The organism is Tolypothrix bouteillei VB521301 (genome assembly GCF_000760695.4).
GTDB lineage: Bacteria > Cyanobacteriota > Cyanobacteriia > Cyanobacteriales > Nostocaceae > Scytonema > Scytonema bouteillei_A.
Window position 1 is genome coordinate 25,508 of record NZ_JHEG04000002.1, and the last position, 15,233, is coordinate 40,740.

A 15,233-nucleotide genomic window follows, 5' to 3' on the forward strand; every position below is an offset into this window, starting at 1 on the left:
GTTCAGTTAATAGTAACAAATTTCTTTAACGGTCGGTCTTGCTCGTATATCAACTCTCCTGTACTTGACAAAGCAAGCTCTGCTTTCTGCAACTCTCTTCCCAAATACATGGCGTGTTCGACTTGCAAGGCAGGACAATCTGCTGCGATCCAGGTTAAAATTTGTTTGGCAGATTTTCCCGAATAACAATTAACAACTTCTCCCGAACCGGGCGTCATGTGTTCGACAACAATTTCCTCATTTTGTACTACAATCGTAAAACTACCTGAGGGATCGCTATAGTCACGTTGTTGGCAAATTTTAGGGTAGTAAGTTTTTATAACTTTTTCAGCGTTCTCAAAACAATCATCATATATGTGAGCGCTTTGACTAACAGTAACAAGCGGACCCAGTTTCAAATTATATGCCGCACTTTTATTAATTTTATCTCTAATGTGCATTTGCAATGCTCTCAAACCCATAGCATTTGCACACCATGCTGAGAACATATCATTACTGCGGAAAGTTGCTGTGAGAGATAGCTCGCTATCAACGACTCTCACCCAAATATGGTTAAGACAAGGTGGGCTATCATTGGCATCATTCCCCACATCCCACAAAGACATCACGACTCTTGCTGAATTGATATCCTTGACAAGTTTGTCAATACACAACTGAATTTGATCCCGCCCAAAATGAGAACGCAATCTCTGCCCGTAAGTATATTTAACACCTTCATGTTGGGGAGCATCATCTAAAATTTGAGAAACATATTCTTGCAGAAAGCTTCGGTCAATTGGTAAATAATTGGGTTCTGGAAAATAAAAATTTTCTGGTTCTGAGGTAACAATTGCCATCAGATCGATCAATTCTTGCCATTGTCCATCATATGCAGTTGGTCGAAGAGTCCCCGTTGTCTTAATGAGATGAATAATTTTTACCCATGTTTCAGCAATGGTTTTTCCCTCAATTCTATGTCCGTACCGTTCCCCTGGTAAAATCGCAGACTCAACACCAGACAGATCAAATTCTAAAGGCGATCCCCAAGGTTCCATGGCTCCTTGTTGAGCATAGGACTTCACAGAAGATACCGCTTCAGCAATGGATTTGGCTTCACGATACTCCACTGACTGTCGCAGGTTCTGTAATGCGATCGCATCAACCTCAATATCGATGTATCCAGAATACGAAGACTTCACAACCCAGCACTGTCGCCCAGTATCACTGACACCTTTTTCAAAACCATTGCGGAAGAAGTCTAGCAAGCATTCACACGCACCTGCATTCTTGTCTTCCTTCGTCGCATTCAATATCACCAAGTAACGAACGTGGGGGTTAAGAAGCAAATTGCGAATCAGTAAGTTCAGTCCTCGTGTAGGAGAGTACAACTGTCCAATAACTGCATACTCTTCTGGTAGCAAGTGCTTTTGCACTGTACTCTTTACCGTCCATCCTGTCACGATCACTGTTTGTCCCTGCCCGTAAATTAACTGATTGGGCTTGTACAGTGCTTTATATTTAAACTGAAATGCGCTTACGGTCATAGCGCTGCCAAATCCCCGACTTCTTTAAGTAACTTAATGTGTTTCCAGATCCCGACTTTTAAGAAATCGGGGAGCTAGAACTATACACAGACTCTTAATACTACACCAAAAGCTTCTTCCAATTTTGTTGGCTGACAATGAGCCTCCTGTCTTAAATCGGCTCAACGAGCCGGAGGCTGGTAACGAGAAATGACTGCTCGCCAAATCTGTACATTTTTTCATCATGACCTTCGCATAACCAGGTTAAAAGCTTCACAGCCAGTACCCACAACAAAACTTATAGCGCTTTACATTCCTTAACTTATTTGTTACATTTATTTACATAAAGCAATTATTTCATTCAGGACATTTTTATGCAGTATAGAGGTGCCATAGTTGACGAAGCAGGTAAAATGAACAATTTTGCCATCGAGCCTAAAGTCTACGTAGACGAGCAAGGCGATCGCACTGGTTTTACTCCTTACGCCGAACTTACCAACGGTCGTTTGGCGATGATTGGCTTTGTGTCTCTAATAGCGTTAGAAGTGTTTACAGGTCATGGAATCTTTGGTTTACTACAAAACCTGTAAAAATAATTTTTACTTCTGGTAGCAAAGAGACGTGAGCCCATCGCGTCTTTTTGTTTTAAAAGCTGTCCGAAGGAAAGAGTGTTCAAAGGTACAAAATGCGGTATGTTCTTTTGGGTCAGAGAGAACACAACTGCTAACTATGAATAAAACGCCCAATATAGATCGTCAAAGGGAGCACCAAGCTAATGAACGCACATTTCTAGCTTGGCTACGCACTTCAATAGCGCTGATAGGCTTTGGTTTTGCTCTGGCTCGCTTTGGTTTGTTTTTACGCCAGCTGAACTTTACTCTGACTCAACAAGAACCCGTACCGCATCCAGTGTTTAACTCAGAGAATTTGGGCATAACTTTAGTCATCTTTGGTATTGTGACTATTGCCTTAGCAGCATGGCAGTACAATCAAGTTTTCCAGCAGATCGAACAGGGAAATTATCAACCCAAACGCTTCACTGTTTGGCTAATGACCGGATTTGTTATATTTTTTGGATTCCTGAGTTTACCAATGCTCCTCGTTCGAGAGAGATTGTTTACCCATCCTTCAAAACTTCCCATACAGCCCCAGTCACGCAATTGGCGTTAACGCCAACTCCCATACGGACGTAATGCTTGACGCCCCTACCAACTACCAACCATTTTTTCCTACAATGATAATTGTTAACTAATAACTGATTCGGTGAATCATGGCTTTAACTGCTTCAACGATGTTACCGCTAGGTACTCAAGCACCGGATTTTGAGTTACCGGATGTCAGAACTGGGGAAACAATTTCGCTTTCTAGCTTCACGGGGAAGAAAGCGCTATTGATTATGTTTATCTGTCAGCATTGCCCGTTTGTAAAGCATGTAAAACAAGAACTGGCACAATTGGGTAAAGATTATCTCAGTAAAGATTTGGCAATTGTTGCTATCAGTGCTAACGATGCTAAAAACTACCCAGATGATTCACCTGAGTCATTAAAGAAAATGGCTGTAGAGCTAGATTTTAACTTTCCCCTTTGTTACGACGACAGCCAAGAAACAGCAAAAGCGTACACCGCCGCTTGCACTCCCGATTTCTTCTTATTTGATGCCGATCGCAGGTTAGCTTATAGGGGACAATTAGATGATAGCCGTCCGAGTAATGGGAAACCCGTAACAGGTGCAGATTTACGTGCTGCTATAGAAGCTGTATTAGCAGAGCGATCGCTCTTAAGCGAGCAAAAGCCAAGTGTCGGTTGCAATATCAAATGGAAACCTGGTAACGCACCAAGTTATTTTGGCTAATAGCTAATAGCTAATAGCTAATTGTAGAAATTTCCAGTCTGACCTTAGCTATTAACCGTTAGCCATCAGCCATTAACCATTAGCCATTAACCATTAGCCATTAGCCATCAATGTTTAATATCTAATTGAAGGATGTAATTTCCCAATTGCACATCTCCCGTCCACAATTCGTATTCCACTCGCAAATGCTTGGGAAAAGGATGTCCGTCCAATTTTAAATTGCGAGTAAAGTTCCGCAGACGTATAGGTTCGTTTTGTTGTATGGGTTCGCTAGGTAACCAGTAACGAGTAATTCCATAAACCCCTTGTTCCCAAAAATGACGGTAACTGAGCTGATTGTTACCTTGCATGGTCATAATGACTCGGTAAGGGGAGATCTCCAACCAAAGGACTCTGGGGCTATTGGGGATAGCGCTGCTTGGTTCTTCCAATAAATTCTTTTGTTCGTTATGGGGTCTTTCTGTTTTACAATTCTTTACAGGTGGTGTCGTTAAAAGTAAGTGGAATCGATCGCAATCTTTCTGATAAAGAGTTGCAGCAGTTTCAACAACAGACCAAACTGGTAGATCTGTAGAAACCAGTGATAAGCACACGGGCTTGCGATGGTGAGTAAGCATGGGAGCGAAAAGGGTTAAAAGCCAATAAACGTTTCAGAAATTAACAAATATCGGTAGCTCTGACGGTACTGAGAAAGCGATAGGATACTAGCGCAGTCACACGTCAATTCATCCTAATGTCAGCTTCTGTTATAACTGTAGAAATCGGGGACAATACTTCTCAAAACTTAATCATTAAACGACCAACGACTGGATTATCTTTACAAGGTCGTATCCGAGTTCCTGGGGACAAATCCATTTCCCACAGAGCTTTAATGTTGGGTGCTCTAGCATCTGGGGAAACCACAATTAAAGGTTTGCTTTTGGGGGAAGATCCTTGCAGCACAGCGAGTTGTTTCCAAGCCATGGGCGCAGAAATTTCCGAATTAAATACGGAACTCGTGAAGGTGAAAGGTATTGGTTTGGGAAACTTACAAGAACCCATTGATGTCCTCAATGCGGGAAACTCTGGAACAACAATCCGTCTCATGCTGGGGCTTCTCGCATCTCATCCAGGACGTTTCTTTACTGTCACGGGAGATAATTCACTGCGATCGCGTCCCATGTCTCGTGTTGTTAAACCTTTACAAGAAATGGGAGCACAAATTTGGGGGCGGAAGGGAAATTCCCTAGCTCCTCTGGCTGTTCAAGGAACAGCTCTCAAGCCCATCCACTTTAATTCTCCCATTGCTTCAGCACAAGTCAAATCCTGCATTCTGCTTGCAGGTTTATTAACAGAGGGAAAAACAACAGTTACCGAACCAGCCCTTTCCCGCGATCACAGCGAGCGAATGTTAAAGGCTTTTGGAGCAGAATTAACTGTAGACCCGGAAACCAACAGCGTCACTGTCACCGGACCATCTCAACTTCACGGACAAACAGTGATTGTACCGGGAGATATCAGTTCTGCTGCTTTTTGGTTGGTCGCAGGAGCGATCGTACCAAATTCGGAATTGACCATTGAAAATGTTGGCGTTAATCCCACCCGTACTGGCATTTTAGAAGCGTTGGAAATGATGGGTGCTGATATCCAGCAAGTGCAGGAGCGCACGGTAGCAGGAGAACCAGTAGCAGATTTACGGGTACGTTCCAGTCGTTTGAAGAGTTGCACCATTGCAGGCGACATAATACCCAGGTTGATTGATGAGATTCCTATTTTGGCAGTTGCAGCAGCTTTTGCAGAAGGAACAACAGTGATTCGAGATGCTGAAGAATTGCGAGTCAAGGAAAGCGATCGCATTGCTGTGATGGCTCATCAACTTAATAAAATGGGAGCAAAAGTGACAGAGTTACCCGATGGGATGGAAATTACTGGAGGTACTCCTCTTTCAGGTGCTGAAGTCGATAGTTATACCGATCACCGAATTGCAATGAGTTTGGCGATCGCAGCCCTCAATGCTTCTGGAGCCACTCACATCCAGCGTGCGGAAGCGGCTGCTGTTTCTTACCCAGAATTTGTTGCTACCTTACAACAAGTTTGTCGCAGCTAAATGGGTTTGTAGTTGTACTTCTTTTTGGTCTTTCTCGTTCCCAGGCTTCGCCTGGAAACGAGAGTGTCTGAACCAGTCACCGACGCTCGGTCAGTGTTAGGCGATCGTGAGGAGCATCAAAATCAATAATCGGTCCTTTGGGAACAATCCGAGTGGGATTGACTTTGGGATGACTTTTGTAATAGTGCCGTTTAATATGGTCGAGATTACAAGTTTCTTTAACTCCTGGCTGTTGATAGAGATCTTTAAGATAATTCCAGAGATTGTGAAACTCAGTAATCCGGCGTAAATTGCACTTAAAATGCACGTAGTAAACTGCGTCAAAGCGAAACAGAGTTGTAAACAGACACCAATCTGCTTCAGTGATTTGATCTCCACACAAATAGCGTTGTTTTCCTAAAAGTTTCTCCCAACGATCGAGAGCTGCAAATAATTCAGTCACTGCTTCATCATAGGCTGACTGAGTTGTAGCGAATCCAGCCCGGTACACGCCATTATTGATAGGTTGGTAAATGGCATCAATGGTCTCATCTACAGATTTCTGCAAGTCTTTTGGATAAAAATTGACATCGTGCTTGGCAAAAGCATCAAACTCGGTGTCCAACATCCGTATAATTTCTCGGGATTCATTATTGACTATTGTGCCATTTTGTGCATCCCATAAAACGGGAACCGTGACTCGTCCGGTATAATTGGGGTCGGCTTTGAGATAAAGTTGCCATAAATACTGAGTGCTGTTAATTGTATCGGGAATGCATCCCGGTTCATCAGAAAATTCCCAACCGTTGTCCCGCATTTCTGGTGCAACTACCGAAAGACCAATGACATCTTGCAGTCCTTTCAATTCGCGGAGAATGGCAGTGCGGTTTGCCCAAGGACAAGCCCAAGAGATGTACAAATGGTAGCGTCCCGGTTCAGCTTTGAACCCACTAGAACCGTCAGCTGTAATTTTGTTGCGAAAGGTTGTTGAGGGACGGATAAATTTTCCTTGTGAGTCCTCTTGCTCCCGTTGCGATACCCACTGACCATCTTTCAGGATTCCCAAGCTCATTGTTTTAGTTCTTAGTTGTTGGTGATTAGTGGTTAGTGTGTAGCACAGGCGTCTCGCCTGTTATTGTTGGTGGTTGCCGATCTTCTGGTATTAGTTATAGCTGATTGCTAGTAACTAAATTTACCTCTGAGGGTAGAACCTAATAATTATTGACACCATTAAAGGTTAATACTATCTACCACTAACCACTAACCACTTACTCTTCAGGATTGAGTATTTTGGGAACCTTGAAAAACTCACCTTCTTGCTCGGGTGCGCTCTGAAGAATGGCTTCGCGATCGCTGTAGGGTTGCAGCCGATCGGGTCGTGTTACATTACTGACATCAATAGCCCGTGTTGTGGGTGGTACATCAGTCACATCTAATGCATTCAGTTGCTGCACGTAGTCAAGAATATCTCCGAGCTGTGTGGTGAATTTCTCTTCCTCTTCTGGTGTTAACTCTAACCGAGCTAAAAGAGCGACTTTGCGGACTTGTTCGCGGTCAATCATGATTTATCTGGTCACTGGTCACTGGTCACTGACTAAAAGAATACGTCAATTTGAGAGCGTCCGGTTGTCTTCAGCCAGTTTTGGGCTTCAATGTAGTTATTGGGAGCTAAGCGGATTGCTCTAATCCAATAATCTGCAGCTTGGTCAAACAGCGATTCTCCAAGGTCTTCGTTTCCTGCTTCTTTTGCCTTTTCTCCTTGATAGTGGTAAATAACGGCAATGTTATTTAAGGCTTGGGGTAGGCGGGGATTGCATTCTAAAGCTTGATGATACAATTCCAATGCTTTGTCGTGCTCGCCATTGCTGGCGTGAATTAATCCCATGTTGTAGAGAATGTAGCTGCGATCGTTGGTATCTTCTTCCAATTCGAGAGCTTCTTGATAGTTTTCTAGAGCTTCAGCGTATTCTCCTTCTGACTGCGCCGACATTCCATCTCGGTAGTAAACAAAGGCTTCTTTAGCTCTCTTATTAGCTGGCAGAATCTTAAGGATTAGATCTGCCATAACTGTAAAGGTTTTGTCAATGAAATTGTCGTTCTTCTGAGTTCTTGGCATATTGAGTTTGTTATGATGTCGGTGCCAATATAATTGCGGTTTGCAAGGTGCCTGGTAGGCAGTTGAGTACTCAGTACTCACCACTAACCAACTGCTCAATAGCTAATCTAACTGATTTGCAGCTACATTTTCGCGCTTAATGCTTGAATACAATCTGGGCTATCGTGCTTGGGATTGTTTACTGCAGTGCTTACAGGATAGGCAGTCATTGCTTCAGATGGGTAGGGTTGCATTAGTTGTTGTACCATCTCTGGCGTTTGCACCTGCGGAGCCAACCACAAATCGTAATCTTTCCGAGCGAGAATCACTGGCATGCGATCGTGTACTGGTTCGAGTAATTCGTTTGCCTTTGTTGTCAAAATTGTACAGGATGATACGGTTTGGTCTGCGGGCGATTGCCATTCCTCCCACAATCCTGCAAACCCAAAAGCTTCCCCATTTTGTAGGCGAAAATAGAACGGCTGTTTTTTCCCGTCACGTTGCTGCCATTCGTAAAAACCGTCTGCCACTATTAAACAACGTCGCCGTTTAAACGCCGAACGGAAAGCAGGTTTCTCTGCTACTGTTTCTGCTCTTGCATTAATCAGTTTTGCTCCCATTCCTGGCTCTTTTGCCCATGAAGGAATCAAACCCCATCGTAACTGCTGTAATTTACGCTTTTCACTGGTTTGGTCGTACAAGACTGCCCATACCATTTGCGTAGGTGCAATGTTATATTTCGGCTCCAAGTCAGAAATTTCCACATGGAAGCTTTGTGCTAAAGCTGTTGCTGACTGGCTCAAAGTAAATCTTCCACACATACTTTTTCCTTAACTAATGATTAATATTAAACATCTAAAGTCCGGCATTAAATATTACTTTTATTTTTTATTTTTGAGAGAATTCTTTTTTCTACTAAAATGTTTTCTTGTCTATATATTTTATCATATTTATTTGTCTTTTCCGAAGATATGCTGTATTTTTACAACATGACCTGTCAACCAATTCATCCCAATTTTTTTTGGCATGGAAACCCTGCGTTTGTATGATTTTTTACCCTCAGGCAATGGCTACAAGATACGTCTTTTATTGACACAAATTGGCATCCCATTTGAGAGGGTAGAGGTTAATATTACCAATGGTGAAACCCGAACAGCAGAATTTTTAAGTAAAAATCCAAACGGTAAAATTCCTGTTTTGGAAATTCAACCAGGGAAATACTTAACAGAATCAAATGCCATTCTGGTGTATCTTAGTGAAGGAACGGAGTTCTTACCCTACGATCCCTATTCACGAGCAAAAGTACTACAGTGGTTGTTTTTTGAGCAGTACAGCCACGAACCTTACATTGCTACACCAAGATTTTGGATTTCCATACTAGGTAAAGCTGAAGAGTACACTACAGCTATAGAGCAAAAACGCGAACAAGGTTACGCAGCTCTTAAAGTCATGGAAAACCATTTATCAAATCACCATTTTTTTGTAGGAGACCGATACACAATTGCTGATATTGGTTTATTTGCTTACACTCATGTAGCTGAGGAAGGAGGATTTAACCTATCGCCCTTTCCTAAAATACAAGCTTGGATAGAACGAGTGAAAGCACAACCAGGACATATCAGTATCACGGAAGAAATTAAAACATTTCAAACTGTCGAGTTGTGAGTTATTACTCAATACACACAAGATACATTACCTACGCAGAGACACGCAGATAGAACAAGCTATTCCCGCATTCATCTGCGTTCATCTGTTGCTCCAAGCTCCTATTTTTTTAATATGAAGAGCAAAGGGTGAGTGCTTCGCGATCGCCGCTCACTGATGAGTATCAATTTCAACTAACTTTTGCCGTGACGATAAACCCAACTTAATCCTAATACAGGATTTTGGCACGTCAAATTTTGCTGCGAGCAATCGAATTAACTCTTCATTCGCCTTACCATCTACAGGTGGAGATTTTAGATGCACTGTAAGACTTCCATCAGCTTCTTCTTCTATTTTGGCAACTTTTGAATTGGGTTTAACTTTGACTTTTTTTTGCATCATGTTATAAAGACAGCTATGGACGCCTACGAATGAAGATGTTGGGGTAAATAGCCACGTCCATTATAAGTCGTATAAAACCGCCCCGCTGTCTTGATAGCTAGTGGGGTGCTTCTGCCTTATAAATCAAGTATCAAACATTACCTTTTACCTTGCTGCCTTTATATGGTAATTTTTGCAACCACAACCACCCCAAAACACAGCCCAACAAGTAATGGGGAAAATCCCACCAAGTAAAAGTCGTACCAAGCAACCACTGACCTATCAAGGTAGCGCGGAATTGCTCTAATAGAGGTGGATGCCATAATTGTAAAAATTCCAGCATACAAGTGATAAGAAAAACCCATAAGGGAATTTGCCAGATAGCTGCTTGACCTTTAAAAAATATAAATGCAAATAAGCACCAAAAAATTTCGTAAAAAACAGCAGATCCATAATTGTTTAACCATCCATCGCCAGGACCGACATAATACTTAAAGAAAAAACCCATCGCGGTAACGATGAGCAAAGATAAGAGGATGTGAAAGTTTGGTGTTTGTCTGGACAGCATTGTTTTAGAATTGGGGCTGGGGAAAAGAAGTTAAACTACATTTATACACCATTCTCCAGCCAAGAAACCCGTAAAGAGATCGCCCTACGGGTAATTTGGGTTACCATTGCCAATGACTGAAATTTTATGGCGATAAATTAATTCGCCACCATACCAACCAGAGACACCAAGAAGAGTAGCAACAAGAACTGAAATAACAAGTCCCCAAGGCAATACAGCCGATATAGGGTTATTCCAACGGACTGCAAGATTAATAACAGTCAGTAAAAGAGCTGCAATATTGAGAAACATATGCGCCCAACCTGCAGTACGCTTGCGGACTCTAGGTATTCTGAGAAAATCCAAAATACCAGTCAAAGCTGCTACAAGACCCCCTACTAATCCACCAACAATTAACCAAAAAGAAGCTTTTGCCCAAAAAACATCTCCAGTGAACCAGAAGACTGCATCAGTTAACAGTGCTCCTACAAGGAAAGCGATCGGGAATTGAACGAGAATTGGGTGAATGGGGTGTCCTACCACTGAAACCGTACTCGGGATACCAGTGTCTCTAAATTCTCTGTTATCACTTTCTAGAAAAGCAGGAATATTTGGATAGGGTGTTGTGTTTCTTTCTTGAGTTTCCGTCATTTCTCTTCCTTGACTATTGTATAAAATGAACTGGGGTTTGGGGAATAGAAACAAATCTCCCACAAGAAGGCAAGTTTGTTTCTAGTTCCAGGCTTCTTTATCGACTAGCCTGTAGGAATTTGCTCCACAAAAGCTTCTGCTTGGATAATGAGTTTGCCTTGTTCAGCTTCTAGTTGTTTAATTCGGAGGGTCATTCCTTCTAAATCGAAATTACTCAAATTTAAAATTTTACTAGTTGCATTTACCAAAGCTTTTGTGAGTTCGGGAGATACTTCTTGAGTCTCGGCATATTCCACATTTTCCAAACTCACTGTTTGCCCGTTTCCGCTAACTTTAGGTACTGCGGAAAAGGCTACTTTGTGATTTTCATTAGTTTCTTTTAAAATCACGTTAGCGCTTAACGTAACTTTGTTATTACCGGGTAACCGAAAATCAACTTGTTGAGTAACAATTGTTCTAGATTGCCCGTTGATATGAATTTTTTGCTCTTGCAATTGAGAGCGAACATAGTCAGAGTTAAAGGCACGGTTAATATCTTCTTGAGTTAAAACAACCCTGGCAGTTCCTTTTGCTGGTTTGGTAAGTTCTATCTTTCCAAAAGCAGCACTTAGGGGATTGATAGCTACGCTACCCGTATGCATTTCCATTTCCTGCATGCGAAGGTCTTTTTGCATAACCAAACCTTCGCCTTCAATAGTCACTGAATCCACTTCACCCTGAATGAGTTTGAAGGGATCGGTTTGAATATTTACATCCAAATTTTCTACTTCATCTAATTGGCTGGATAGACCTATTTCTGCGGCTTTGTTTAGTGCATGCTCGCCAAGTCCCGGATTATCGGGCATTGTGTTTTTATCTCCTATTTGATCTTCCTTGCGCCAATCTAGAAAATTGGCGCAGACAATTAATCTATCTTGTGGGGTAATCGAAAGAACTCTCTTATCTATCAAATAGCTGAGATTTCCTTTAATTGAGGTGAATTTTCTTTTTTCTACCCGAAGTTTTGTGAGCTATCGGTCAAAAGAAAGATGGAATGTAATTGATAATTGTGCAACTTTTGAAATTGAAATCACTACAAAAAATTTTCCAGAGGGGAACCAGAAAATGGTTGCAACTTTAGATGATACCAAGCGTTCTGCCCTTGCTATTAAACTGGCAGATATGAAGGCAATTCAAAAGCTGATCGTTGAAAACGAGCAAAAGTTGCTCAGCCAAATTAGCGATTCCGAAGTTGCCGATCGCTTCCGGAAGATGCTTGATGATGATAACAAGAACATAGGCGTTCTGGAAACTGTAATCGGTCAGTATGGCATTCAAGCCGAACCAGAAAACACAGTTACACAAATGATTGACAAGGTTCGTCAATTGCAGCAAGGATCTGAATTGAGCTTGTATGAAAAAGTGTTCCAGCACGAATTGCTGAAGCACCAGCAAGTGATGACTGGTTTGACCATTCACAAAGCAGCACAAAAAGTTGGTGCTGACGTATTGTTGGCTATTGGACCTTTAAACACTGTTAACTTTGAGAACCGCGCTCATCAAGAGCAACTCAAGGGTGTTCTAGAGATTCTGGGTGTTCGCGAACTCACCGGTCAAGACGCCGATCAAGGTATCTGGGGACGCGTTCAAGACGCTATGGCTGCATTAAGCGGTGTATTTGGTAGCGCAGTTACCCAAACCTCTGATAAGAACGATTTGAACGTTCAGGATGTTATCCGTCTGGATCACAACAAGGTTAACACCCTGTTCACCGAACTTTTAGCTAGCAACAATCCTCAAAAGATCCAAGAGTACTTCGGTCAGATCTTCAAGGATCTCACTGCTCACGCTGAAGCTGAAGAGCAAGTTGTCTATCCTGCAGTGCGTCCCTTCTACGGTCAGAACGACACTCAAGAACTGTACGACGAGCAAGCTGAAATGAAGCGGTTGTTAAAAGAAATTCAATCTATCAACCCTTCTAACATGGAGCAGTTCAAAGATAGAATTAAAAACTTGATGGATATTGTTGGCGACCACATTCGTCAAGAAGAAAGCACAATGTTTGCTGCTATCCGCAACAACTTAAGCTCCGATCAAAGCGAGCAATTGGCAACTCAATTCAAAGCAGCTAAGGTTGAAATTCAGAAGAAGCTTGGCGTAGTTGGCGCTAGATAGTCTAGAGATTTAGAGACGCAAAGCTTCGCGTCTCTAGATCGGTTTCAGGTGAAAGATGATAACTCCCACACCAAGTGTTGGGAGTTTTTGTTTGTTGATGAGATCTGTTATTTTTCTATGCTTTTAGGGAATACTTAATTTAAGATACTCAACGCTGGAAAGCCCTACATAACAAATGTCAGTCACGCCTTTATATGAACGTGCAACCTACTTACCGCAAGCAATTGAATATGCTCCTGTTGGGATAGTGCTGTTCGATCGCGAAATGCGCTATTTAATGGTGAATTCAAAATGGCTCGAGGACTATAACTTGACCGATGACATTATCGGGCGCTCTCACTACGAGATCTTTCCGGATCAGCCTGAAGAATGGAAGCAAATTCACCAACAATGTTTGACAGGTGCGATCGCACAAAGTGATGAAGACGCCTATCTAAGACAAGATGGATCGCTTCTGTGGATGCGCTGGTCACTTCGCCCTTGGTACACCACGAGTGGTGAAATTGGCGGCTCGATCATGTACAACGAAAACATGACTCAGCGCAAACAAGCAGAGATAGCGCTTCAACATAGCGAAGAACGATTTCGCTTGTTGATTGAAGCAACATCTCAAATTATCTGGGATACTAACGGAAAGGGCGAGTTTGTCACAGAACAACCTCAATGGCATGCCTTTACCGGACAATCTTTTGATGAATTTCAAGGATGGGGCTGGTTGAATGCGATTCATCCTGAAGATAGAGCATATACTGCTGAAATGTGGTTAAATGCACTTGATAAGAAGATATATTACGAAATTGAGCATCGTTTGTGCCGTTATGATGGCGAGTATCGCTACATGAGTGTACGAGGTGTTCCCATATTGAACGCAGATGGAAGCCTTCGAGAATGGATTGGAATACATAGCGATATCACCGCTCGCAAAGAAGCTGAACTAGCGCTTGCTAAAGCGAAAGAAGCCGCAGAAGCAGCAAGTTATGCAAAAAGTGAATTTCTTGCTAACATGAGCCACGAGTTGCGAACTCCATTGAATGGCATACTGGGGTATGCTCAAATCCTGCAACGTTCAAAACACTTGACTGAAGAAGAGCGATCGCAAATTAATGTGATTTACCAGTGTGGTTCGCATTTGCTCACTCTAATCAATGATATTCTCGATTTATCAAAGATTGAAGCTCAAAAATTAGAACTTCTACCTACTGACTTCCACTTGCCTGCATTTCTGCAAGGTGTAGCGGAAATGTGCCGCATCCGCGCCGAACTCAAAGGCATTGAGTTTCACTACCACTTGACATCAGACCTACCAATTGGTATCCAAGCTGATGAAAAACGCTTGCGACAAGTGCTGATTAACCTTCTTAGCAATGCTATCAAATTTACCGATACAGGCAGCGTTATTTTCACGAGCGGCTATGTTTCAGAAAGCACAATTCGCTTTGAAGTTTGCGATACTGGTATCGGTATCGCCCAAGAACAACTCCAAGCCATTTTTCAGCCCTTTGAGCAGGTGGGAGACCGACAACGACAGACGGAAGGTACGGGGCTTGGATTGGCAATTAGCCAAAAAATCGTGGAATTAATGGGGAGTTCCATTCAAGTTCGGAGCGAGCTGGGTGTTGGCAGTATTTTTTGGTTTGATGTCAACTTACCTGTTGCTGATGAGTGGGCGAAAACATCCCAAACAGACGCTCGCGGACAGATTAATGGTATAAAATATTGCCAACCTAAAATTCTGATTGTTGATGACAAATGGGCAAATCGCTCTGTTATTGTCAATTTACTCAGTCCGATTGGTTTTGATGTCCTTGAAGCAAGTGATGGGGAAGAGGGCTGGCAAAAAGTGGAGGAATTTCAGCCAGATTTAGTCATCACCGATTTGCTGATGCCAAAACTGGAAGGGTTTGGTCTCATTGAGCGTATTCGCCAGTCTGAAGCATTTAAGGACATCATTATTATTGTGTCATCTGCAAGTGTCTTTGAAAGCGATCGCCAGCGCAGTTTAGAAGCAGGAGGAAATGATTTTCTTCCCAAGCCAGTAGAGGCTATTGAGTTGCTCGAGAAATTGAAACAACATCTCCATTTGGAGTGGATTTATGAAGAGCCAGAAACTGCAAGCAATCAAGAGCAAGATCGTGGGAGTCTAGTTGCTCCACCTACAGCACAAATGGAAATTTTGTACGAATTAGTGATGAAAGGCAACTTTAAGGGAATTATTAAACAAGCAGCCCTACTCGAACAAATGGATGAGAAATACATTCCCTTTGCGAAAAGACTGCATCAATTAGCAAAAGAGTTTAAAGACCAAGAAATTCTAGAACTCATTCAATTGTATAAGTAAGTGA

Annotated in this window: 17 protein-coding genes; 7 read left to right on the forward strand and 10 right to left on the reverse strand. The window is 42.3% G+C overall.

Annotated elements, in window-relative coordinates:
- Window positions 1-2: 2 nt before the first annotated feature.
- Entirely contained in the window at window positions 3-1,523 is a 1,521-nt protein-coding gene (locus tag HC643_RS38950; RefSeq protein ID WP_038077130.1) for a thymidylate synthase, read from the reverse strand.
- Between the two features lie 353 nt (window positions 1,524-1,876).
- On the opposite strand from HC643_RS38950, the gene HC643_RS38955 reads away from it, so the two are divergent.
- The 3 genes from HC643_RS38955 (at window position 1,877) to HC643_RS38965 (ending at window position 3,354) form a co-directional block, all read left to right on the forward strand.
- Window positions 1,877-2,092 carry a chlorophyll a/b-binding protein gene (locus HC643_RS38955; RefSeq protein WP_038077127.1) on the forward strand — a complete coding sequence of 72 codons (216 nt, stop codon included), beginning with the start codon at window positions 1,877-1,879 and terminating at the stop codon, window positions 2,090-2,092.
- 139 nt (window positions 2,093-2,231) lie between these two features.
- A complete protein-coding gene (locus HC643_RS38960) occupies window positions 2,232-2,672 on the forward strand; it encodes a YidH family protein (protein WP_038077124.1) in 441 nt (146 codons plus the stop codon).
- Window positions 2,673-2,772: 100 nt separating this feature from the next.
- Window positions 2,773-3,354, forward strand: coding sequence for a thioredoxin family protein (locus HC643_RS38965; RefSeq protein WP_038077121.1), 582 nt, complete (start codon window positions 2,773-2,775; stop codon window positions 3,352-3,354).
- Between the two features lie 107 nt (window positions 3,355-3,461).
- On the opposite strand, the gene HC643_RS38970 is transcribed toward HC643_RS38965, so the two are convergent.
- Window positions 3,462-3,971, reverse strand: coding sequence for a hypothetical protein (locus tag HC643_RS38970; protein WP_038077118.1), 510 nt, complete (start codon window positions 3,969-3,971; stop codon window positions 3,462-3,464).
- 116 nt (window positions 3,972-4,087) lie between these two features.
- Here HC643_RS38970 and aroA point away from each other — a divergent pair, with 116 nt between their 5' ends.
- Complete coding sequence (aroA, locus tag HC643_RS38975; RefSeq protein ID WP_038077115.1) at window positions 4,088-5,440, forward strand: 3-phosphoshikimate 1-carboxyvinyltransferase; 1,353 nt, start codon at window positions 4,088-4,090, stop codon at window positions 5,438-5,440.
- 76 nt (window positions 5,441-5,516) lie between these two features.
- On the opposite strand, the gene HC643_RS38980 is transcribed toward aroA, so the two are convergent.
- The 4 genes from HC643_RS38980 to HC643_RS38995 form a co-directional block, all read right to left on the reverse strand.
- Window positions 5,517-6,491 carry a glutathione S-transferase family protein gene (locus HC643_RS38980; protein ID WP_038077110.1) on the reverse strand — a complete coding sequence of 325 codons (975 nt, stop codon included), beginning with the start codon at window positions 6,489-6,491 and terminating at the stop codon, window positions 5,517-5,519.
- Window positions 6,492-6,687: 196 nt separating this feature from the next.
- Window positions 6,688-6,981 carry an Asp-tRNA(Asn)/Glu-tRNA(Gln) amidotransferase subunit GatC gene (gene gatC, locus HC643_RS38985; protein WP_038077107.1) on the reverse strand — a complete coding sequence of 98 codons (294 nt, stop codon included), beginning with the start codon at window positions 6,979-6,981 and terminating at the stop codon, window positions 6,688-6,690.
- Window positions 6,982-7,013: 32 nt separating this feature from the next.
- Window positions 7,014-7,535, reverse strand: a complete 522-nt coding sequence (locus HC643_RS38990) for a photosystem I assembly protein Ycf3 (protein ID WP_038077104.1) — start codon at window positions 7,533-7,535, stop codon at window positions 7,014-7,016.
- Between the two features lie 122 nt (window positions 7,536-7,657).
- Window positions 7,658-8,335 (reverse strand): SOS response-associated peptidase, encoded by a 678-nt coding sequence (locus HC643_RS38995; RefSeq protein ID WP_038077101.1) that lies wholly within the window; start codon window positions 8,333-8,335, stop codon window positions 7,658-7,660.
- Between the two features lie 205 nt (window positions 8,336-8,540).
- Here HC643_RS38995 and HC643_RS39000 point away from each other — a divergent pair, with 205 nt between their 5' ends.
- On the forward strand, window positions 8,541-9,179 hold the full coding sequence (locus HC643_RS39000) for a glutathione S-transferase family protein (protein ID WP_038077097.1): 639 nt from the start codon (window positions 8,541-8,543) through the stop codon (window positions 9,177-9,179).
- A gap of 150 nt (window positions 9,180-9,329) precedes the next feature.
- Here the strand turns inward: HC643_RS39000 and HC643_RS39005 are convergent, their stop codons facing one another.
- The 4 genes from HC643_RS39005 to HC643_RS39020 form a co-directional block, all read right to left on the reverse strand.
- Window positions 9,330-9,557: a DUF167 domain-containing protein gene (locus HC643_RS39005; protein WP_038077094.1), complete on the reverse strand. Its 228-nt coding sequence runs from the start codon at window positions 9,555-9,557 to the stop codon at window positions 9,330-9,332.
- A gap of 133 nt (window positions 9,558-9,690) precedes the next feature.
- Window positions 9,691-10,107, reverse strand: a complete 417-nt coding sequence (locus HC643_RS39010; RefSeq protein WP_202048750.1) for a ribosomal maturation YjgA family protein — start codon at window positions 10,105-10,107, stop codon at window positions 9,691-9,693.
- Between the two features lie 84 nt (window positions 10,108-10,191).
- On the reverse strand, window positions 10,192-10,737 hold the full coding sequence (locus HC643_RS39015; protein ID WP_038077090.1) for a DUF2231 domain-containing protein: 546 nt from the start codon (window positions 10,735-10,737) through the stop codon (window positions 10,192-10,194).
- Between the two features lie 104 nt (window positions 10,738-10,841).
- Window positions 10,842-11,582 (reverse strand): LmeA family phospholipid-binding protein, encoded by a 741-nt coding sequence (locus HC643_RS39020; protein ID WP_038077088.1) that lies wholly within the window; start codon window positions 11,580-11,582, stop codon window positions 10,842-10,844.
- 259 nt (window positions 11,583-11,841) lie between these two features.
- Between HC643_RS39020 and HC643_RS39025 the strand changes: the two genes are divergently transcribed.
- Window positions 11,842-12,891, forward strand: coding sequence for a hemerythrin domain-containing protein (locus HC643_RS39025; RefSeq protein WP_038077204.1), 1,050 nt, complete (start codon window positions 11,842-11,844; stop codon window positions 12,889-12,891).
- A gap of 175 nt (window positions 12,892-13,066) precedes the next feature.
- A complete protein-coding gene (locus tag HC643_RS39030) occupies window positions 13,067-15,229 on the forward strand; it encodes a PAS domain-containing hybrid sensor histidine kinase/response regulator (protein WP_082051778.1) in 2,163 nt (720 codons plus the stop codon).
- Window positions 15,230-15,233 lie beyond the last annotated feature (4 nt).

Bases quoted from the DNA above. Each gene is read 5' to 3' on its own strand.
- HC643_RS39020 (WP_038077088.1), bottom strand. From the start codon at position 11,582: ATGCCCGATAATCCGGGACTTGGCGAGCATGCACTAAACAAAGCCGCA.
- HC643_RS38950 (WP_038077130.1), bottom strand. From the start codon at position 1,523: ATGACCGTAAGCGCATTTCAGTTTAAATATAAAGCACTGTACAAGCCC.
- HC643_RS39010 (WP_202048750.1), bottom strand. From the start codon at position 10,107: ATGCTGTCCAGACAAACACCAAACTTTCACATCCTCTTATCTTTGCTC.
- HC643_RS38965 (WP_038077121.1), top strand. From the start codon at position 2,773: ATGGCTTTAACTGCTTCAACGATGTTACCGCTAGGTACTCAAGCACCG.
- HC643_RS38995 (WP_038077101.1), bottom strand. From the start codon at position 8,335: ATGTGTGGAAGATTTACTTTGAGCCAGTCAGCAACAGCTTTAGCACAA.
- HC643_RS39025 (WP_038077204.1), top strand. From the start codon at position 11,842: ATGGTTGCAACTTTAGATGATACCAAGCGTTCTGCCCTTGCTATTAAA.
- HC643_RS38990 (WP_038077104.1), bottom strand. From the start codon at position 7,535: ATGCCAAGAACTCAGAAGAACGACAATTTCATTGACAAAACCTTTACA.
- HC643_RS39000 (WP_038077097.1), top strand. From the start codon at position 8,541: ATGGAAACCCTGCGTTTGTATGATTTTTTACCCTCAGGCAATGGCTAC.
- HC643_RS39005 (WP_038077094.1), bottom strand. From the start codon at position 9,557: ATGCAAAAAAAAGTCAAAGTTAAACCCAATTCAAAAGTTGCCAAAATA.
- HC643_RS39030 (WP_082051778.1), top strand. From the start codon at position 13,067: ATGTCAGTCACGCCTTTATATGAACGTGCAACCTACTTACCGCAAGCA.
- HC643_RS38970 (WP_038077118.1), bottom strand. From the start codon at position 3,971: ATGCTTACTCACCATCGCAAGCCCGTGTGCTTATCACTGGTTTCTACA.
- aroA (WP_038077115.1), top strand. From the start codon at position 4,088: ATGTCAGCTTCTGTTATAACTGTAGAAATCGGGGACAATACTTCTCAA.
- HC643_RS38960 (WP_038077124.1), top strand. From the start codon at position 2,232: ATGAATAAAACGCCCAATATAGATCGTCAAAGGGAGCACCAAGCTAAT.
- HC643_RS39015 (WP_038077090.1), bottom strand. From the start codon at position 10,737: ATGACGGAAACTCAAGAAAGAAACACAACACCCTATCCAAATATTCCT.
- HC643_RS38955 (WP_038077127.1), top strand. From the start codon at position 1,877: ATGCAGTATAGAGGTGCCATAGTTGACGAAGCAGGTAAAATGAACAAT.
- HC643_RS38980 (WP_038077110.1), bottom strand. From the start codon at position 6,491: ATGAGCTTGGGAATCCTGAAAGATGGTCAGTGGGTATCGCAACGGGAG.
- gatC (WP_038077107.1), bottom strand. From the start codon at position 6,981: ATGATTGACCGCGAACAAGTCCGCAAAGTCGCTCTTTTAGCTCGGTTA.